Here is an 18884-nt window from a genome sequence, read left to right on the forward strand (position 1 = left end):
CACCTTCAGATCCTCGATGGCGATCACCGGATGCGCATCGGCCCACTTCGTCGTCAGCTTGTGCAGCCAGTCGCTGCGCTGCGCCGCGATCCGGGCATGCACCCTGCCCAGTCGGCCAATCGCCTTGCGCCGGTTCTTCGAGCCCTTCACCTTGCGCGACACCGACCGCTGGACTCGCTTCAGGTACTTCTGCTGCCGCTTCAACGCATTCAGCGGCGCCACGCACTCGCCGTCCGTCGTCGCCGCGAACAGCGTCACCCCGAAGTCGATCCCGAGCGTCGGCACCAGCCCGGCCGCCGGAATCACGTCTGGTTGTTCAACTTGGATCGACACGAACCAGCGGCCCCGCTCCTGCGTCAGCGTGTAGTTCCTCACCTCACCCTCGACCGACTGCGACTGGCGCATCCGCACCCAGCCAAGTTTCGGTGGCTTCAGGCGCTGGTTGTCCGCGTCGAGCTTGCAGTCCGACGCCTTCGGGAACCGCAGTCCGGCATCTTGGCCTCGCCCGCGAAACCGGGGATAGCCGCCCTGGCCCTCGAAGAAGCGCCGGTAACTCGCCTCCAGCCGCTTCAAGGTTTGCTGCTGCGCCTGCACCGGCGTCTCTGCCAGCCATGCCGTGTCCGGGTCGTTGCGCCACACTGTCAGCCAGCGGCACATCACCGCGTAACCCGAGAACTTCTCGCCCGCCGCCCTCAGCCGCTGCTGTTCGCCGATGGCCCGGTTCCACACCCAGCGGCATGCGCCCGCGAACCGGCGCAGGGCGTGCGCGGTGCCGGCCTTGGGGCGCAACTGGAAGCGGAAGGCTCGAATGGACATGATTGATACTGTATATAAAACCAGTCAAAAATGCCACAGGAAACTCAGCCACCAAGCCATTGGCTCGCTGCGCGAGCCTGCGCTCTACCTCCCCGCCCTGAAGGACGGGGCTTCTCGCGCTTTCTGGTGAAGGTGATGAAGGTGCTGATCCCGTCGGCGCTGCAGTCGTACACCGGGGCGGCGCTCGTTGATGGCGCGGGCGGCACGCTGGGCGCCGTGCTGGACGGGCTGGAGGCGCGGTATCCGGGTCTGCGCTTCCGCATCGTCGATGAACAGGAGCGCATCCGCCCGCATCTGCGGGTCTTCGTCAACGGGCGGCCGCTGTTTGATCTGAATGCGCCGCTGCCTCCGACCGAGCAGATCAACTTCGTGCTGGCGCTGAGCGGCGGTTGAGGCCGCACCCGCGCCTGCGCCCCTGGCTCACTTCACGAAGGTATTGAGCTGAATGATCGGCAGCAGCACCGCCAGCACGATCACCATCACCATCGCGCCCATCACCACGATCAGCATCGGCTCCAGGATGGTGGCCATCTGCATCGCCCGGCGCTGGACCTCGGCGCCGAGCTGGGTGGCGGCGCGCTGCAGCATCACGGGCAGCTCGCCGGTCTGCTCGCCCAGGCGGGCGAACATCGACAGCAGGCCGGGGAAGCGCTTCTTCGACGACAGCGCCGAGGCCAGCGGCGCGCCTTCGCGGACCTGCACCAGCGCGGCCAGCGCGTCGGCGCGCATGGCGCGGTTGGACAGCGTCTCGGCCGCCGCCTGCAAGGCCTTCAGGATCGGCACCCCCGAGCCCGCCAGCATCGCCAGCGTGCCGGCGAAACGGGCCGCGTTGTAGCTGCGCGCCAGCCGGCCGACGATGGGCAGCGTCAGCACCATCGCGTCGAGCCGTTCGCGCGTGGCCTCGTTGCGCCGCGCCATGACGAGTAGCGCGCCCGCACCGATCAGGGCCAGCAGCAGCGCCCAGCCCCAGTGGCGCAGAAACGCGCTCAGCGCCAGCATCGCGCTGGTCAGGAAGGGCAGTGCCTTCTTGCTGCCGGCGAACACTTGCGCCACCTGCGGCACCACATAGGTGACCAGGAAAATCACGATCACGATCGCCACCACCGACACGATGGCCGGGTACAGCGTCGCGCCCACCAGCCGCGACTTCAGCGCCTGGCGTTCCTCCAGGTCGTCGGCCAGCTTTTCCAGCACGCGGCCGAGCTGCCCGCTCTGCTCGCCGGCGGCGACCACGGCGCGGTAGACATCGTCGAATTCGCGCGGCGCGTTGCCAAGCGCACTGGCAAACGGCGAGCCGCCATTCACCTCGGCGCGCAGGTGGGCGAGCAGCTCGCGCTGGCGCGGGTCCTCGGCCTCGTCGGCCAGGGCGGTCAGCGCACGCTCCAGCGGCAGGCCGGCGCCGACCAGACCGGCGAGCTGCCGGGTCCAGATTGCCAGCGTCGTGGCCGAGAACACGCGCCGCCGCATCATCGAGCCGCCCGCGGCTGCCGTGGCCGTCGCTTCCGATTCGACCAGCTGCACGTCCAGCGGCACCAGCGCCCGCGCCCGCAGCTGCGAGCGCACCGCCTTGGCGTTGTCGCCGTCCAGCAGCCCGGTCTGGGTCTTGCCGGCGGCGTCGAGGGCTTCGAATCGGTAGGCGGGCATGGGTTCGGGTGTGGCCTGTCGGGATCAGTCGCGCGTGACGCGCATCAGTTCTTCCAGCGAGGTGACGCCGGTGGCGACCAGCCGCTCGCCGTCCTCGCGCATCGAGCGCAGGCCGCCGGCGCGGGCCGCGGCGATCAGCTCCGCCTCGCTGGCGCGGCCGTGGACCAGCGCGCGCACGGCGTCGTCGACCACCATCAGCTCGTACACCCCCGTGCGGCCCTTGTAGCCACTGTGGCCACAGGCGTCGCAGCCGACCGGGTGCCAGCGGCCGTCGTCGCCCTGGCGCTTGCAGGTGTTGCAGAGCTTGCGCACCAGCCGCTGCGCGAGCACGCCCAGCAGCGAGGAACTCAGCAGGAAGGGCTCGATCCCCATGTCGGTCAGCCGTGTGACGGCACTCGGGGCGTCGTTGGTGTGCAGCGTGGCGAGCACGAGGTGGCCGGTCAGCGAGGCCTGCACGGCGATCTGCGCCGTCTCGTGGTCGCGGATCTCGCCGATCATGATGACGTCCGGGTCCTGCCGCAGGATGGCGCGCAGGGCCTTGGCGAAGGTCAGGTCGATCTTGGCGTTGACCTGGGTCTGGCCGATGCCGCCCAGCTCGTATTCGACCGGGTCTTCCACCGTCAGCACATTGGTGGTGCTGGTGTCCACCTGGCCGAGCGCGGCGTAGAGCGTCGTGGTCTTGCCCGAGCCGGTCGGGCCGGTGACCAGCACGATGCCGTGCGGCTGCTGGATGCGCGCAGAAAAACGCGTGTAGGTGTCGCCCTGCATGCCCAGACCCTGCAGCGAGAACTTGGCCTCGCCCTTGTCCAGCAGACGCAGCACCGCGCGCTCGCCATGCACCCCCGGCAGCGTCGAGACCCGCACGTCGATCGCGCGACCGCCGATGCGCAGCGAGATGCGACCGTCCTGCGGCAGGCGTTTTTCGGCGATGTCCAGCTCGGCCATGATCTTCAGCCGGCTGATCAGCGCGGCGTGCAGGGCCTTGTTCGGCTGCACCACCTCGCGCAGCGTGCCGTCCACGCGGAAGCGCACCGCGGACGAGCGCTCGTACGGCTCGATGTGGATGTCGCTCGCGCCGTCCTTCGCTGCCTGCGTCAGCAGCGCGTTGAGCATGCGGATGATGGGCGCGTCGTTGGCGGCTTCGAGCAGGTCTTCCACCGCGGGCAGGTCCTGCATCATCCGGCTCAGGTCGACGGCGCTCTCCACCTCGCCGACCACTGCCGCGGCGCTGGACTCGCCACCCGCGTAGGCCTGCGCGATGCGCTGGGCGAGGCGCTCGGGGGCTTCGCGCTCGATGGCGTCGATGGCGTGCAGGCGCAGCACCTCGGCCAGCGCGGCGCGTGGCGCTTCGGCGTCGGCCCAGAGCACCAGGCGGTCGCCATCGTCTTCGAGCAGCAGGCGCTGGGCCTTGGCCCAGGCGTAGGGCAGGGGATGGCGCACGGTCAGCGGCTCGGCGAGGAAGCAGACAGGGACGGGGACGACGGCGTGGCCCGCTCGCCGCGGCGCTGTTCGGGCAGCACGGGCGCCTCGTTGATGCCGAGCACCTGCGAGGGCTTGGGCTGACCGTCCTGCTGGCGGGCGCGGATCATGTCGTAGCGGTCCAGGGTCAGCGCGTTGGCATCGTCCTGCGTGCGCATCACGACCGGGCGCAGGAAAACCAGCAGGTTGGTCTTGATGCGCTTGCGGTTCTGCGCCTTGAACAGGTTGCCCAGCACCGGGATGCTGGCCAGCCCCGGCACGCGGTCCTCGCCGTCGGCGTACTCGTCTTTCAGCAGACCGCCCAGCACCATGATCTGGCCGTCGTCCACCACCACCGAGGTCTCGATCGAGCTTTTCTCGGTCGAGGGGCCGGCGCTGGACGAGGTCGTGCCGGCGATGACGCTGGAGTTCTCCTGGTAGATCTGCATCCGCACCGTGCCGCTCTCGCCGATCTGCGGCTTGATGCGCAGCGTCAGGCCCACGTCCTTGCGCTCGATGGTCTGGAAGGGGTTGGTCGAGCCGGTGCCAGTGCCGGTGTTGGTGAAGCTGCCGGTGATGAAGGGCACGTTCTGGCCGATCACGATCTTGGCTTCCTCGTTGTCGAGGGCGACGAGGTTCGGGGTCGAGAGGATGTTGGCGCCGGTGCTGCTCTCCAGGAAACGCGCCAGCGCGCCCAGCGTGTAGATGCCGTTGATTGCCTGGATCAGGCCGACGTTCAGGCCCGCGCCCAGGCTGATGCCGGTGCTGGTGGTCGATTGCGACAGGTTGACGAGGTTGGAGCCAGCGCCGCTGGTCGCGCTGTAGTTGGTGCCGGCCACCACGCCGTACTTGTCGCCGTTCTTGCCCAGCAGGCCCTGCCACTGGAAGCCGAACTCGGCCGCCTGGCTGGCGTCCATCTTGACGATCATCGACTCGACGTAGACCTGCGCACGGCGGGCATCGAGCTGGTCGATGACGGCGCGCAGCTGGCGGTAGACCGGCTCGGGTGCGGTGATGATCAGCGAGTTGGTCGACGGGTCGGCCTGCACGAAGCCGCCCGTGGAGGGGCTGGCCGAGGCGCTGACCGGGCTGGTCGACTGGGTCGAGGCGCCGGTGCCGGCCTGGCCACCGATGGCCGTGCCCATGCCGCCCGCGTTGGCGCCGGTCGAACCGAGCCCCGTGCTGCCGCTGGTGCCCGCGCCGCCGCCCGACGCGCCGCCGCTGCCTCCGGCGCCGTAGGCGGCGCGCAGCACCGTGGCCAGCCGGGTCGCGTCGGCGTTCTTCAGGTAGACGACGTAGATGTTGCCGGCTGCCGTGCCGGGCGGGCCGGGCCGGTCGAGCTTGTCGATCACGCCGCGGATCACGGCCAGCCGTGCCGCGTTGGGCGCCCGCACCAGCAGCGAGTTGGTGCGCGGGTCGGCCATGATCGACACGCCGCCGGCCATCGCCGCCGGCGCGCCGGGCGTGCCGCCGGCCGAAGAGTCCGCGAAGCGCTGCACCATCGGCGCGAGGTCCGAGGCCGAGCCGTTCTTGACGGGGATCACCTCGACGTCGGTCGCCGCGGGCGTGTCCAGCGCCGCGATGATGCGGGCCAGGCGCTGCAGGTTGTCGGCGTAGTCGGTGATGACCAGCGTGTTGTTGCCGGGGTTGGCGTTGATGGTGTTGTTGGGCGTGATCAGCGGGCGCAGCACGGTCACGAGGTTGTTGACGTTCTCGTGCTTGAGCGGAAAGACCTGCGTGAGGATCTGGTCACCGGAGCGCATGACGTTGCCGACCGAGACGGTGCCGGTCTGCAGCTTGGCCTCGGCCTCGGGCACGACCTTGAGCAGCCCGGCGACGTCCACCACCGTGAAGCCCAGCCCGCGCAGCACCGAGAGGTAGTTCAGGAAGGCCTCGCGTTCGGTCAGCGGCTGTTCGCTGTAGAGCGTCATCTGGCCGCGCACCCGGGGGTCGACCAGGATCTGGCGCTTGACGATGGCGGCCATCGCGCGGGACACCGCCTCGATGTCGGCGTTGACGAAGTTCACCGTCACCTTGGCCGCGGCCGGGGCGTTGCGGCGGGAGGACTGCGTCTGCTGCGCCTGCAGCGGCGTGAGGTGGCCGAGGGCCAGGGTGCCGGCCAGCGCCGCGGCGAGCACGCGGCGCGGGGCGGAGGGGCGGGGGCACAGCGTCATGGTCATCCGATCGTGAGCAGGGAGCGCGCGCCTTGGCGCCGTCCGATGATGTTGAGCAGGTTGTTCAGGGCCGGGCGGTCGGCATCCGTCGCGGTGGCTTCGCCGCGCAGCCGCAGTCCGCCCTTGCTCCAGCTGCCCGAGCCGTTGAGCCGCAAGGCGCCGTCGAGGGTGTCCAGCGTCACCATGGCGGTGCCGGCCTGGGCCGGATCGCCGCTGAGCGTGACCCGGTAGCTGCCGAGGCGGGGCAGCGTCGACAGGCGGGAGGAGAAGTCGCGCAGTTCCAGTCCCGCGCTGCCGGTCATCGCGAAGCGGCCCTGGGCCCAGCGCAGCGACAGGGCCTGCGTGGTCAGCCGCAGCGCGCCACCGGGGCGCAGCGTGTTCCACGGCGTGCCCAGCCCGACCAGCCAGGCCGCGGGCCACTGGCCGACCCAGTCGCCCTGTTCCGCCCGGCCGGGCTGCAGCGCCACCTGCACCTGACCGAAGCCGGGGCGCACCAGCAGGAGCTGTTCACCGTTGAGGCAGCAGTCGTGTTGCAGGCCCAGGCGCAAGGCCATGCCGGACGGGCGCAGGGTCCAGCGGATGCGGCCGGGCAGGGCGCGGGCGTCCCGGCTGCCGGCACCGGCACCGAGGATCAGCACCGCATCGCCGGACCAGACCGTGCCCTGCGCGTTGGCCAGCAGCACCCGCTGCTGGCTGGCCGAGGCGACCGCCTCGGCCAGCCAGTGCGCTGGTGCGAAGGCGACCAGTGCGACGGTCGCACCGACGACGGCACCGACCACCGCCCAGCGCCGGCTGGCCCGTGCCTGCGCGACCCAGCCGTGGCCGGGCGCCTTGCGGGAAGACGTGCCGAAGATCGACGGGTGGGCCGAGGGCTGGTAGGTGGGGCGCCAGGGGCTGCCGTGGAGGGCCATGTGCGGGCTCGAGTCCTGTCAGCGCGGGGTCGTGGCGGGGGTGGGCAGCGTCAGCACGACACTGCCGCTGTAGCCGTTGCCGGTGCGGCCGAGCTGGGCTTCGACGACACGGACACGGGCGGCGGCGCGCACCTCGGCCAGCCAGCCCATCATCGCGGCCGGCTCGACGCTGGTGAAGGTGACGCTCACGCGCTCGCCGCTGCGCTGCAGGCGGGCCGCGGCGCCCAGGCGCTCGGTGGCCGATTGCAGGGCCGCGTCGGCCTGCGCCGGATCGACCGGCGGCAGGGCACGCAGCTCGACCGCCTCGGCCGCCAGGCGCTGCATCTGGGCCAGCTGGGCGTCGAGCGCGGCCTGCTGGACCGGGGCGGTGCGCAGGGTCTTGAGGGCGGGCTGCACGCCGAGGGTCCAGAGCAGGAAGACCAGCACCAGCCCAGCGCCCAGCGTGGCGCCGAGCCGCTCGCGTGGCGCCAGCGCCTGCCAGCGCTGCTGCAGCGGGGCGAGTTGCTGGCGGAAGGCGTCGGTGCGCGACAGGGCGGTGTTCATCGGGCGGCTCCCGGCGTGGTCGGGCGGCTCAGGGTGATCTGGTTGTCGGTCTGGTCGACCAGCCAGCCGGCGGGCTCCAGCGTGGCTTTCATGCGGGTGACGTCGTCTGCTCCGAGGCCCGGCGCGCCGAGTGACAGGCGGCCGCTCTCGTAGCGCAGGACCTGCGGTGGGCGGCCGTCCGGCCAGACGCTGGCGGCGGCCTGCAGCAGCGGCTCCAGGTCGGTGTCGCCTGGTCGGCCGGCGCTGGCGCGCAGCAGGTCGTTCTCGCGGGCCATCTGCAGCGGGGCGTCCAGCACGGCGCGCACCTGCGGGTGGGTCGTGCGCAGCAGGTTGGTGACCGCCGTGCGGCGCGCCTGCAACTCGTTGCGCTGCATCCAGGCCCAGGCGTTCAGGCCGGCCAGATTCGCCAGCAGCAGCCCGATCAGCCCGAGGCGCACCGGCCGCCAGCCCGGCGTGAGGAACTGCTTGCCCGCATCGCGCAGCAGCGCCAGACCGCGGTGGCGCGCGGCCAGTTCGAACTGGCGCAGGTTCCAGCCGCTCTGCGCCGACGCCAGCAGGCGGGCGCCCATGCCAAGCACCTGCACCGGCTGGCCCAACCAGCGCTCGGCCGGGGCGGCGGCGGCGGGGTCGGCGGTCCACAGGGTGTTCTCGGCCAGCGGCTCGGGCAGCAGGCCGCGCGACAGGCTGCCCTGCAGCGGCCAGGTGCTGACGCCCCGGGCATCGGCCCAGGTCAGCAGCGTCTTCGGCTTGTCGTCGTCGTAGGGGACGTGGAAATGGCCGTGGGCCTGCGCGTCGGGCCACAGCCCCGGCACGACCCGGTCCACGACGACCCCGGCAGCTTCCAGCGCGGCCAGCTCCGCCGTCAGCCACGCGCGGTCGATGGCCGCGACCCAGGTCTCGTCGCCGGGGCGGGCGTCCGGGGCCAGGCTCAGGTGCAGCTGCTCCACATCGTCCAGCACCTGCTCTTCGAGGATGCCGGCCAGCGCGGCACGCAGGCGGGTGGCTGGCGCCTTCGGGCAGGTCAGGCGGTGAAACGCGACATCGGCCGGCGCCAGCACGGCGACCACCGCGGTGGCCTTGGGCAGCAGCGAGGCCACGCACTGGCCTTCGGACTGGATCGACTGCCCGTCCGGGCTGAGCACAAAACCCAGTTCGGCCCGGGCGCCCGCGCCCTGCGCAGACGCGCGGCTCTGCGGATGCAGCCGGGTGCGGGTGGGCAATTGGATGACGAGCAGGCTCATGGGTAGGGTGGACGTGTGCGGCGGATTGTAGGTGCGGGTCTGTCCATCGCCCGCGCAGCGCGGCCGAACCGGGTGACAGTGTTCATTGCTGCAGCGTACTTTCCAGTTCCGCCGGGTCGCGCAGGCGCTGCGTGGACAGTGCGCGCACGTCGCGCCCATTGCGCTCCAGCAGCGAGCGCTGGGCGACGGTCACCTGGTCCAGCCGCAGCGCGCCGTAGACGATGAAGTAGTTCGAGTTGACGCTGACCCGCCGTGCATCGGTCAGCGCACGCTCGCCCAGCACGGTCTTGGCGTCGGCGGGGCTTTTCAGCGGATCCCGCAGCCGCGACTGCACGAGCCGTTCGGCGGTGGCCAGATCGATGCCCGGCAGCACCGCGGCGATGACTTCCTTGGGCGCCGTGTTGAGGTTGACCGGCGTCTCGCGCGGCAGCAGCACGACGTAGGGCTTGAGGCGCTGCACCGTGGCGGCGTCCAGCCCGAGCCAGCCGAGGTCCTCGACCGAGGCGGGCATCAGCGGCAGGGTGGTCGTGGTGGTGCCTGTGTCGGCGGGCGCTTCGGTGGCGCTGCCCGGCGTGGCGCGGCGCAGCGCTTCGGCCAGGCGCGGCGCGACATCGCCGTTCAGCCCCAGGAAGCCGCACAGGCGCTCCAGCGTCTGCAGTTCGCTGCGGCTGACCTTGCCTTGCTGGATGAGGTTGCGCAGGTTGTAGCGCGACTGGGCATCCACGATGCGGCCCGAGAGGAAGGCGTCGGGCGCGTCCTCGGCCATCGAGCGGTCGGCGGCCAGGAAGGTGGACAGCCGGGCCTCGGCCAGCGGCGCGGCCCAGGGCTCGCCGAGGTGGTCGGCGCCGCCTTCGCGGGCGTCTTCGCGCAGGATCATGCGGGTCCAGTCGAGGGCGCCCTGCAGCACCCATTCCGACTGGGTCTGCGCACGCTCGGCCGCCTCGACCTGCAGCGCGCGCCACTGCTGCCACACCATGCCCGAGGCGAGCGTGGCCACGACCGTGACGATGATCATCGCCGTCAGCAGCGCGGCGCCGCGCTGGCGTGCCGCAGGGGCGCAGGGACGCGTCATGGGTGTCGTCGTCATGGGTGGATGAGCCGCACTTCGCGGGTCAGCGTGCCGTCGGCCGCGCCGTCCGGCGCAAAGCGCACCACCATCCGCAGCCCGTCCGGCAGCGCATCGTGGTTGACGGCCACCGGCGGAGCCGTGCTGACCACCCCGTTGCCGACCACGGTGCCGGCGCCCGAGCTACCTGCATCCGGCGCCGGCGGATCGACCGAGGCTGGCGGCGCGGGCTGGGCGACGTCTCCGCTCGACTGCGCGTTGCTCCAGCCATTGCTGCTGGCCAGGAAGACGAAGAGCTGCCACTGCGCGATGTTGTCCAGCATCTGCAGCGTGGCCGGCTCGTTGCCGAGCAGCTGGTAGCTGCGCATCCAGCCGTCCTGCAGGGTGTCCAGCGCGTTCGAGGTCGGCGCGCTCCAGCGGTAGAGCGTGCCGCCACGCAGCGTCCAGGCGACCACCTGCACGCCTTCGGGCTGGCGGCGCGTCAGGCGCAGCGTGGCGCCGTCGAAGTTCAGCCCCGGCACGACCTGGGTGTCGATCACCTCGTGCACGTCGGCCTCCCACTGCGCGAGCACCGTCTGCAGGCGCAGCAGCCGGTCCATGCGCACCTGGGTCGATTCGCGGCTGCGGGCGATGGCGTCCACACCCTGCCACGCCATCGCCGACATCAGCGCCAGGATGAACAGCGCCACCAGCACCTCGATGAGCGTGAAGCCGGCGGAGCGGGACGGGCGTAGGGAACGGGTCGTCGGGTGCATCGATCCTGGGCGGCTCAGAGACGGGACATCACGGTGGTGTAGAGCAGCAGGTGCTGGCCCTCGGGGTCGAGCATGTGCACGTCGATGCGGCGGAACAGCGGGTTGGGCGTCGGGCGCACCGAGACGCGCCCCTGGTAGGTCTGCCCGACCTGCTCGCAGCTGAACTCGCTGTCGCCGACGGGTGGCAGCTGCCGCTCCAGGCGCAGCCGGGTGAGGTAGTTGTCGGCGCACCACTGGCCGGCCAGCGTGTCGGCCAGCCGCTGGGTGTTGCCGGTGAGGGCGCCCGCGGCCTTGATGCCGGCGGCCAGCGTGATGGCGACGATCGCCAGCGCGACCAGCACCTCGATCAGCGTCAGCCCGCGCTGGCCCGGCTCACTGCGGCGCGGGTTCATCGGCGATCACGGCAAAGGCACTCAGACCATCGGTGGACAGGCTCAGGTGCTTGTCGTCGAGTTGCAGGGTCAGCTTCTGCGGCGGGATCACCGGCTCGGGGCCGAGCAGCAGGCCGGACTGGCCCGGTGGCAGCACCACGCCGATCTTGCCCGCCAGATCGGCGTCGGACCAGCGATCGGGCAGGCCGTTGTTCTCGGGCAGACCGGTGAAGTGGAAATCGGCACCGGGCTGGTCCGGGCTGTCGTTGGCGGTCTGGCGGGGCCGGCCGGGCACCCAGCGCACCGGAGCGCCCAGCGAGCGGGCCTGCACCCGCGCGGTTTCGAGGATCGCCACCAGCCGGGTCGCCTCGCGCTCCAGCCGGGTGCTGGCGGTGTCCGGCAGCGCCATGGTCACGATCGAACTGGCCAGCGCGATGATCGCCACCACCACCATCAGCTCCAGCAGGGTGAATCCGCGGGAACGGGTCACGGCATCACTGCCAGGAACCGACGTCCGCGTCCTTGCCTTCGCCGCCAGCCTGTCCGTCCGCGCCGTAGCTGAACACGTCGATCGGGCCCTTCACGCCGGGGTTGGCGAACTGGTAGGCACGGCCCCAGGGGTCGTTGGGCAGCTTGTCCAGGCAGGGCTTCCAGTTCGGCGGGATCGGGCCGGTGGTGGGCTTGGCGACCAGCGCCTGCAGGCCCTGTTCGCTGGTCGGATACCGCTGGTTGTCGAGCCGGTAGCGCTTGAGGGCTTCCATCAGGCTGTTGACGTCGGTGCGGGCGGCGGTGACCTTGGCCTCGTCCACGCGGTCGAGCACGCTCGGCACGATCAGGGAGGCCAGCACGCCGATGATCACCAGCACCACCATCAGCTCGATGAGGGTGAAGCCGCGCTGGGCGGCGTGTCGCAAGGATTTCATGAATGTCGGATCCGAAGTGCACTGAGAGCAGCGGGGCCGTCGATCATAATCCGCCCCCATGGCAGCACGTTGGACAGCATGGTTGGTGTGGGCCGCTCTCGCGGGAAGTCTCGTGTTCTGGGGCTTGCGCGTGTTCGCGCGTCCCGCGGCGGTGCCGTCCCAGGTGCAGACGGTGGCAATCGACCAGGCGGTGCGTGGTGATGTGCTGCGCCTGCTCGGGGCGGTGGCGCCGGTGGGGGATGCCGTGGCACCGCCTCCCGCGGCGGCAGCGCGCTTCAAGCTGGTCGGTGCCGTGGCATCGACGGGCGCCGGTCCGAGCTGGGTGGTGCTGTCGGTCGATGACCAGCCCGCCCGCGTGGTGCGGCTGGGGGCAACGGTCGACGGGCAATGGGTGTTGCAGGGCGTGACGGCCAAAGGCGTGAGCCTCGGCCCGCCTGGCCAGCCCGCGCAGCTCACGCTGGATCTGCCCCAGCTGCCGCCGCCGGCCACCGGCACCCTCCCGGCCGCCGCCACCGTCGGGGCGATCCGGCCGCCGGGTGCGGCCGTGGGTCTCCCGGGTGCGACCGGCCAGCTGGTGGCGCCAGGCGTTCCCCCGGCGGTGCAGCCTCCGCCGATGCAACCGCCGCAGGAAATGGCGCCGGAGCAGGCCGGCAGTGTGGCGGGCGGCGTCGTCGATCCGAACCTGGCCCGCTGACACGCTTGCGCCAGCGACCGGCAGGCGGTCACGGCATGCGGATGAAGTCCTGGTCGGCGTCCGCCGTCGGAGTGGACTGATCCGGATCACCGGACGGGGGCAGCGGCTCGACCGCATCGACCACCTCGGTCAGCAGCGCCGCGGCGGCCCGCACCAGCGGCCAGCTCAGCGCGATGCCGGTGCCGTCCAGGCTTTCCAGACCGAGGGCCAGCAGGGCGGTGCTCTCGAAGCCGGCCAGCACCGTGTCGAGGCCGTGGTGATCGGTGCTGCGGCAGAACAGGCAATAGTCGATCACCGGCCCGGCGATGTGGGTGGCGATCAGCAGCGCGGCGCAGGCGGGTAGCCCGTCGACGAGGATCAGGTGCCGCTGCTCGGCCGCCTTGAGCATCGCGCCGACCATCATCGCCATCTCGAAACCTCCGAAGGTTGCCAGCGCCTGCACAGGGTCCTCGATCGGGCCGTGCCGATTCATGGCGGTCTGCAGCACGGCGAGCGTGTGCTCCAGTTCTTCGCGGGGCATCTTCGGCCCGGCGTAGACGAGGTCGTGCAGGGGGCGTCCGGTGACGCGGGCGATGACCAGCGCCGCGGATTCGCGCGCACCCACCCCGATCCCCGCGCAGCCCAGCACATTGCCCGGCAGCGCCTGCGCGATCTCCATGCCGGCGCGGATGGCCGAGTTCACCTGGTCGAGCGACATCGCTGCGGTCAGCCGGCTGTTGCGCGTGCCATGGGCAATCTTGCGCGAGATCACCCCCGGCCCGACCGGCAGCGGGGTGGCCAGACCAGCGTCGACCACGCTCACGCTCAGGCCCTGCTGGTGCGCGAAGATCGGCAGCGGCACCCGGCTCTCCAGCACGGCGTGCACCATCGAGCTGGTGCTGAGGTGCTGCGGCGGGTTGAGATCGACAGCGATGCCATGGTCACCGACAAAGAGCAGCAGCTGTGGCTGGCGCAGCCGCGGGCGCAGCGCGTGCTGCAGCAGACCGATGCGCATCGCCAGCGGCAGCAGCTCGCCCAGGTGTCCCGCTGCGCTGACCCGGCGCCGCAGCTTGAACTGCAGGGCCTCTTCCATAGCGGGGTGGGCGGTCGACGGAATCAGGGGCGTGGAGTCAGGTCGCATGGCCCCGGATTGTGCGCGTGCACGTTTGGCCGACCGGTCCGGTCCGGGGCCTTTCAGTGCATTTCCGCGCGATCAAGCTGCACACCCCACGCAGGCAGGGGGGTGCTGCACAGCGGGCTGGTTCAGCGCAGGAACAGCCGGTAGACCGGGTTGTCCGTCTCGTCGACGCAGGGGTAGGCCAGCGTGTCGAGGAACTGCTGGAAGGCCGCCCCGTCCGCCTCGGGCACCTGGATGCCGACGAGGATGCGGCCGAAATCGGCGCCCTGGTTGCGGTAGTGGAACAGGCTGATGTTCCAGTCGGGGTGCATGCTCGACAGGAACCGCGTCAGCGCGCCCGGCCGCTCCGGGAACTCGAAGCGGAACAGCCGCTCGTTCACCGCCAGCTCCGAGCGCCCGCCGACGAGGTGCCGCAGGTGCGCCTTGGCCAGCTCGTCGTGCGAGAGGTCGATGGCGTCAAACCCCTGGGCGTCGAACAGCGCGCCGATCAGCGCCGACTCGCCGTGGCCGGCGGTGCTCAGGCCGACGAAGATGTGGGCCTGGCGCTCGCCGCTGATGCGGTAGTTGAACTCGGTGACGCTGCGCGGGCCGATCAGCGCGCAGAAGCGCTTGAACGAGCCGCGCTCCTCGGGGATCGTCACCGCGAACAGCGCCTCGCGCTCCTCGCCCACGTCGGCCCGCTCGGCGACGAAGCGCAGGCGGTCGAAGTTCATGTTGGCGCCGCAGGTGATCGCCACAAACGTCTTGCCGGTGCAGCCTTCGCGGGCCACGTACTGCTTGACGGCCGCCACCGACAGCGCGCCGGACGGCTCCAGGATCGAGCGCGTGTCCTGGAACACGTCCTTCATCGCCGCGCAGACCGCGTCGGTGTCCACCACGATGAACTCGTCTACCAGCTCGCGGGCGACGCGGAAGGTCTCCTCGCCGACGAACTTCACCGCGGTGCCATCGGCGAACAGGCCGACATCGTTCAGGCGCACCCGGTGGCCGGCGCGCACCGACTGCAGCATCGCGTCGGAATCGACGGTCTGCACGCCGATGACCTTGATCTCCGGCCGCACCGCCTTGAGGTAGGCCGCGACACCCGAGATCAGCCCGCCGCCACCGATGGCGACGAACACGGCGTCGATCGGCCCCTGGTGCTGGCGCAGGATCTCCATGCCGATCGTGCCCTGGCCGGCGATGACCAGCGGGTCGTCGAAGGGGTGGACGAAGGTCAGGCCCTCGACCTCGGCCAGCTGCATCGCGTGGTCGTGGGCGTCGTTGTAGCTCTCGCCGACCAGCACCACCTCGCCGCCGAGCGCCCGCACGGCATCGACCTTCACCCGCGGCGTCGTCTCCGGCATCACGATCACGGCGCGGCAGCCCAGGCGCTTGCTGCCCAGTGCGACACCCTGGGCGTGGTTGCCGGCGGACGCACAGATGACGCCGCGGGCGAGTTGCTCCGCGGTCAGGTGGGCCATCTTGTTGTAGGCGCCGCGCAGCTTGAAGCTGAAGACGGGCTGGTTGTCTTCGCGCTTGAGCAGGATCTGGTTGCCCAGGCGGGCCGAGAGGCTGCGGGCGGGGTCCAGTTCGGTCTCGCGCGCCACGTCGTACACCTTGGCGGTGAGGATGCGTTGGAGGTAGCTGGTCAGCAGGGTCTGGCGCTCGGAGGGCATCATGGAACTCACGGGGACGGAACGCGGTGACGAAAAAAAACCCGAGGTTTTCACCTCGGGCTTAATCCACCTTTGGAGGAGGGTGGAGGAGACAACCGTTGCTTGGGAGTGCCTGATGTTCGAAAAGTTCTAGGTGGCAATCCCAATTGCTTGTTGGAAAGTGTACCAAAGCCCATGTTGCGATGCAACGAAGGGGCCAGGGTCATTTGTGCGTCAGCAAGTCACAATCCGGGCTTGTTCTTCTGATTCCAACGCGTCATGGACTGCACGATCAATTGGATGCCGGCTTCCGGCATGGCGTTTTCGGCCGAAACCGGCAGTGGCCACCTGCTGATGATGGACGGCGCACCCGAAGGTGGCGGCCGCAACCTGGCCCCCCGACCGATGGAAACCCTGCTCGCCGGCGCAGGCGCCTGCACGGCCTACGACGTGGTGCTGATCCTCAAGCGCGGGCGCCAGCAGGTGCAGGGCTGCCAGGTCAAGGTCCATGCCGACCGGGCCGAGACCGAGCCCAAGGTGTTCACCCGCATCGTGATGCAGTTCATCGTCAGCGGCGTGAAGCTGTCGGAGCCGGCGGTGCGGCGTGCGGTGCAGATGTCCTATGACAAGTACTGCTCGGCCACCGCCATGCTGGCGAAGACCGCCGAGATCGAACTGCAGGTCGAGGTGGTCGACACGTCGGCGCCGGCCGCAGCCTGAAACCGGGCTGCGGCAGCCGGCGCAGGTCAGATGTGGTGCGCGGTGGTCGTCATGACCTTCGCCGCCGCGCGCATCAGCCAGCGAACCGGCATGGGCGGGCGCACACCGCCCGCTTGCTGGGCCGCCTCGGCATGCCGGATCTCGTCATCGCGCATCTGCGTGACGATGGCCCGCGAGGCGAGATCGGCCACGGGCAGGCGCGCCAGGTGGCTGTCGAGGTGCTCTTCCACCTGCCGCTCGGTCTCGATGACGAAGCCGAGGCTGGTGCGGTCACCCAGCCGCGCGGCGATCGTGCCGATGGCGAAGGCACCGGCGTACCAGAGCGGATTGAGCAGCGAGGGCCGGTCTCCGAGTTCGCGCAGGCGCTGTTCGGTCCACGCGAGGTGATCGGTTTCTTCTTGCGACGCCGCTTCCAGATGCGCCCGGAGGCCTTCATCGCGTGTGACGAGCGCCTGTGCGGTGTAAAGCGCCTGGGCACACACCTCGCCGACATGGTCGACCCGGATCAGGGCGCCAGAGAGTCGGCGCTCCGCCTCGTCGAGTTCGGGCGGCGGCCCGCTGACGGTGGCGTCGGGACGTGGCGCCGGGCGTTGGGCATGGTGATGCCCCCAAATGGTGCGCAGGCTCTGGTCCGCCACGGACAAGAGGCGGTCAATCGGTGTGATTGTTCTCATGGAGAACGAGTTTAGACGTGCTGGAAGGGCCCTCAGGCGGACCCAGATCAATACCGATTCAGCCGTTGTGGTGTGTCTGGCGACATCGTGGTGTCACATTGGACCGTTGATTCGGCCGCATGTTGCACCATGACAACGCAGATCTGCCTATTCACGAAGTCCCGCTTGGCAAGGGATGAACCGGTCTGGTGCAATAGCTGCAGCTTCCGCTGAGGAGGTCGGCCTGTCCGGGCAGTGTCGTGAGACGACACCTCGCGCTTCAGGACCCTCTAGTTCAACCTAGGAGATATTTGCATGAAGAAGTCTCTGCTCGCTCTCGCCGTTCTGGGCGCATTCGCTGGTGCCGCTTCGGCCCAATCGTCGGTCACGCTGTACGGCAAGGTTGACCTGGCTCTCGGCAAGGCCACTGGCTCTGCTGACAAGCAAGTGCGTGACGGCGCTGGCAGCCGCGTCGGCATCAAGGGCGTGGAAGACCTGGGCGGTGGCATGAAGGCCCTGTTCGGCTTCGAACACCGCTTTGATCCGGACACCGGCACGCAAAACAGCGCCAACATGTGGAATGGCTACTCGACCGTTGGTCTGGGTGGCGCATTCGGCAGCGTGAACCTGGGTCGCCAGTACACCTCGTCCTTCACGCTGCTTCAGAACGCGTTCGACCCGTTCCTGGGTGACACCGTCGCCGGTCTGCGTGGTGTTGCGCTGGCCCAGTCGCCGGCACGCGTGCGCGTTGCCAACTCGATCCGCTACGACGGTGCCTTCGCTGGCGTCAAGATCGCTGCGGACATCGCTGAGCGCACCACGGGCACGGACCGTCCGTACTCGGTGGCTGCCCAGTACGCTGTCGGCCCGTTCATGGCTGCCGTCGGCTATGAAAACCCGGAAGGCGCTAACGACAAGCTGGTGCAAGCTGGCGTGGCCTACACGTTCGGCCCGGCCAAGCTGGCTCTGGCTGGCAGCTCTGGCAAGAACGCCGCCAACGCTTCGGTCAAGGGTTTCCTGGTTGGCGCTACCGTGAACGTCGGACCGGCTGGCCGCGTTCTGGTTGGCTACGCCCAGAACAAGGTTGCCTCGGCTGACGCCGACAAGAAGGTCAGCGTTGGCTATCGCCACGACCTGTCGAAGCGCACCTACCTGTACACCGACTTCACGCGCGTCAACAAGCTGACGACCGAGAAGACCGGCTACGACTTCGGCGTGCAACACAACTTCTGATCCCGTGCCTGCGTGAGCAGGTGCTTGATCTGAATGCAGAAAGCCACCTTCGGGTGGCTTTTTTTTTGATGGGTCATCCGCCTCTTGAGGGTGGACATGCTTCTGGTTCGTCCACTCTGGCGTGTCGCCGGCACGGCTGCTGCACTGTCCAGCCTGCGTTGATGGCTGGTTTTCGCGAGCTTTCACTGCTTGCAATTCGGCGACTGCGCTGGCACTGTGGCGGGGTGTCTGCCCGCCGCTTCCTTCCCCGCTGTTCCTGCCCCGATCCGCGTCGATGACCGTCTTCCTCCTTCGCCGTCTGGCGCAGGGCGCGCTGGTCATGCTGTCCGTGGCGCTCATCGCGTTCATGCTGTTCCGGTATGTGGGTGATCCTGTCGTCTCGATGGTGGGTCAGGACGCCACGCCCGAGCAACGCGCCCAGCTCCGTGCCGATCTGGGCCTCGACCAGCCGGTGCCGCTGCAGTTCGCCCGCTTTGTCGGACAGGCGGTGCAGGGCGAGTTCGGCCTGAGCCTGCGCCAGGGCCGCAAGGTCTCGGCGCTGATCCTGGAGCGTCTGCCGGCCACGCTGGAACTCGCGCTGGTCGCCGCCGTGATGGCGCTGGCCGTGGGCATTCCGATGGGGGTCTATGCCGCCTTGCGCCGCGGACGCTGGTCCGCCCAGGCGCTGATGCTGTTCTCGCTGCTGGGCGTGTCGCTGCCGACGTTTCTCATCGGCATCCTGCTGATCCTGGTGTTCGCCGTGTGGCTGAACTGGCTGCCGAGCTTCGGTCGAGGGGAACTGGTCGCGCTGGGCAACTGGCAAACCGGCCTACTCACGCTCGACGGCTGGCGCCACCTGCTGCTGCCGGCCATCACCCTGTCGGTGTTCCAGCTCACGCTGATCATGCGATTGGTGCGGGCGGAGATGCTGGAGGTGTTGCGCACCGAC

The 18884-nt window shown here is 70.0% G+C and carries 20 protein-coding genes; 5 read left to right on the forward strand and 15 right to left on the reverse strand.

The annotated features are described in order from the left end of the window. Window positions 1–816 (reverse strand): transposase (locus AABN02_RS20610; RefSeq protein ID WP_338416789.1); only part of this gene is annotated, 816 nt, incomplete at its 3' end. A gap of 135 nt (window positions 817–951) precedes the next feature. Between AABN02_RS20610 and AABN02_RS20615 the strand changes: the two genes are divergently transcribed. Further along, window positions 952–1209, forward strand: coding sequence for a MoaD/ThiS family protein (locus tag AABN02_RS20615; protein ID WP_179632649.1), 258 nt, complete (start codon window positions 952–954; stop codon window positions 1207–1209). Between the two features lie 27 nt (window positions 1210–1236). Here AABN02_RS20615 and gspF read toward each other — a convergent pair whose 3' ends face one another. From gspF to gspG, 11 genes are all read right to left on the reverse strand, one after another. After that, a complete protein-coding gene (gspF, locus tag AABN02_RS20620) occupies window positions 1237–2460 on the reverse strand; it encodes a type II secretion system inner membrane protein GspF (RefSeq protein ID WP_338416790.1) in 1224 nt (407 codons plus the stop codon). Between the two features lie 24 nt (window positions 2461–2484). Then, a complete protein-coding gene (gene gspE, locus AABN02_RS20625; protein ID WP_338416791.1) occupies window positions 2485–3900 on the reverse strand; it encodes a type II secretion system ATPase GspE in 1416 nt (471 codons plus the stop codon). Window positions 3901–3902: 2 nt separating this feature from the next. Further along, window positions 3903–6092, reverse strand: coding sequence for a type II secretion system secretin GspD (gene gspD / locus AABN02_RS20630; protein ID WP_338416792.1), 2190 nt, complete (start codon window positions 6090–6092; stop codon window positions 3903–3905). A gap of 2 nt (window positions 6093–6094) precedes the next feature. Beyond that, window positions 6095–7003 carry a type II secretion system protein N gene (gene gspN / locus AABN02_RS20635; protein ID WP_338416793.1) on the reverse strand — a complete coding sequence of 303 codons (909 nt, stop codon included), beginning with the start codon at window positions 7001–7003 and terminating at the stop codon, window positions 6095–6097. 18 nt (window positions 7004–7021) lie between these two features. Next, the gene (gene gspM / locus AABN02_RS20640; protein WP_338416794.1) at window positions 7022–7546 is read right to left on the reverse strand and encodes a type II secretion system protein GspM; all 525 of its coding nucleotides are present in this window, start codon (window positions 7544–7546) and stop codon (window positions 7022–7024) included. After that, entirely contained in the window at window positions 7543–8787 is a 1245-nt protein-coding gene (gspL, locus tag AABN02_RS20645) for a type II secretion system protein GspL (RefSeq protein WP_338416795.1), read from the reverse strand. Before gspL ends, gspM begins: the two co-directional genes overlap by 4 nt. Window positions 8788–8869: 82 nt before the next feature. After that, entirely contained in the window at window positions 8870–9859 is a 990-nt protein-coding gene (gene gspK, locus AABN02_RS20650) for a type II secretion system minor pseudopilin GspK (protein WP_338416796.1), read from the reverse strand. Between the two features lie 11 nt (window positions 9860–9870). Further along, the gene (locus AABN02_RS20655) at window positions 9871–10608 is read right to left on the reverse strand and encodes a prepilin-type N-terminal cleavage/methylation domain-containing protein (protein WP_338416797.1); all 738 of its coding nucleotides are present in this window, start codon (window positions 10606–10608) and stop codon (window positions 9871–9873) included. A 14-nt stretch (window positions 10609–10622) separates the two neighbouring features. Beyond that, complete coding sequence (gene gspI, locus AABN02_RS20660) at window positions 10623–11000, reverse strand: type II secretion system minor pseudopilin GspI (RefSeq protein ID WP_338416798.1); 378 nt, start codon at window positions 10998–11000, stop codon at window positions 10623–10625. Further along, a complete protein-coding gene (locus AABN02_RS20665) occupies window positions 10981–11469 on the reverse strand; it encodes a prepilin-type N-terminal cleavage/methylation domain-containing protein (protein ID WP_338416799.1) in 489 nt (162 codons plus the stop codon). The genes gspI and AABN02_RS20665 overlap by 20 nt, the downstream gene beginning before the upstream one ends. 4 nt (window positions 11470–11473) lie before the next feature. Beyond that, window positions 11474–11902, reverse strand: coding sequence for a type II secretion system major pseudopilin GspG (gene gspG, locus AABN02_RS20670; protein WP_338416800.1), 429 nt, complete (start codon window positions 11900–11902; stop codon window positions 11474–11476). 130 nt (window positions 11903–12032) lie between these two features. Between gspG and AABN02_RS20675 the strand changes: the two genes are divergently transcribed. Further along, entirely contained in the window at window positions 12033–12596 is a 564-nt protein-coding gene (locus AABN02_RS20675; protein WP_338416801.1) for a hypothetical protein, read from the forward strand. A gap of 28 nt (window positions 12597–12624) precedes the next feature. Here the strand turns inward: AABN02_RS20675 and AABN02_RS20680 are convergent, their stop codons facing one another. Further along, window positions 12625–13716 (reverse strand): nicotinate-nucleotide--dimethylbenzimidazole phosphoribosyltransferase, encoded by a 1092-nt coding sequence (locus AABN02_RS20680; protein ID WP_338416802.1) that lies wholly within the window; start codon window positions 13714–13716, stop codon window positions 12625–12627. A 122-nt stretch (window positions 13717–13838) separates the two neighbouring features. Continuing rightward, window positions 13839–15374 carry a threonine ammonia-lyase, biosynthetic gene (gene ilvA / locus AABN02_RS20685; RefSeq protein ID WP_338416803.1) on the reverse strand — a complete coding sequence of 512 codons (1536 nt, stop codon included), beginning with the start codon at window positions 15372–15374 and terminating at the stop codon, window positions 13839–13841. Between the two features lie 255 nt (window positions 15375–15629). On the opposite strand from ilvA, the gene AABN02_RS20690 reads away from it, so the two are divergent. Then, window positions 15630–16070: an OsmC family protein gene (locus AABN02_RS20690; RefSeq protein ID WP_179632635.1), complete on the forward strand. Its 441-nt coding sequence runs from the start codon at window positions 15630–15632 to the stop codon at window positions 16068–16070. A gap of 26 nt (window positions 16071–16096) precedes the next feature. Here the strand turns inward: AABN02_RS20690 and coq7 are convergent, their stop codons facing one another. Then, window positions 16097–16744, reverse strand: coding sequence for a 2-polyprenyl-3-methyl-6-methoxy-1,4-benzoquinone monooxygenase (gene coq7, locus AABN02_RS20695; RefSeq protein WP_338416804.1), 648 nt, complete (start codon window positions 16742–16744; stop codon window positions 16097–16099). Between the two features lie 294 nt (window positions 16745–17038). On the opposite strand from coq7, the gene AABN02_RS20700 reads away from it, so the two are divergent. Further along, window positions 17039–17956 carry a porin gene (locus AABN02_RS20700; protein WP_338416805.1) on the forward strand — a complete coding sequence of 306 codons (918 nt, stop codon included), beginning with the start codon at window positions 17039–17041 and terminating at the stop codon, window positions 17954–17956. Between the two features lie 274 nt (window positions 17957–18230). Beyond that, a partial coding sequence (locus tag AABN02_RS20705; RefSeq protein WP_338416806.1) for an ABC transporter permease occupies window positions 18231–18884 on the forward strand: 654 nt, incomplete at its 3' end.

The organism is uncultured Sphaerotilus sp., from assembly GCF_963924895.1.
Classification (GTDB): Bacteria; Pseudomonadota; Gammaproteobacteria; order Burkholderiales; family Burkholderiaceae_C; genus Sphaerotilus.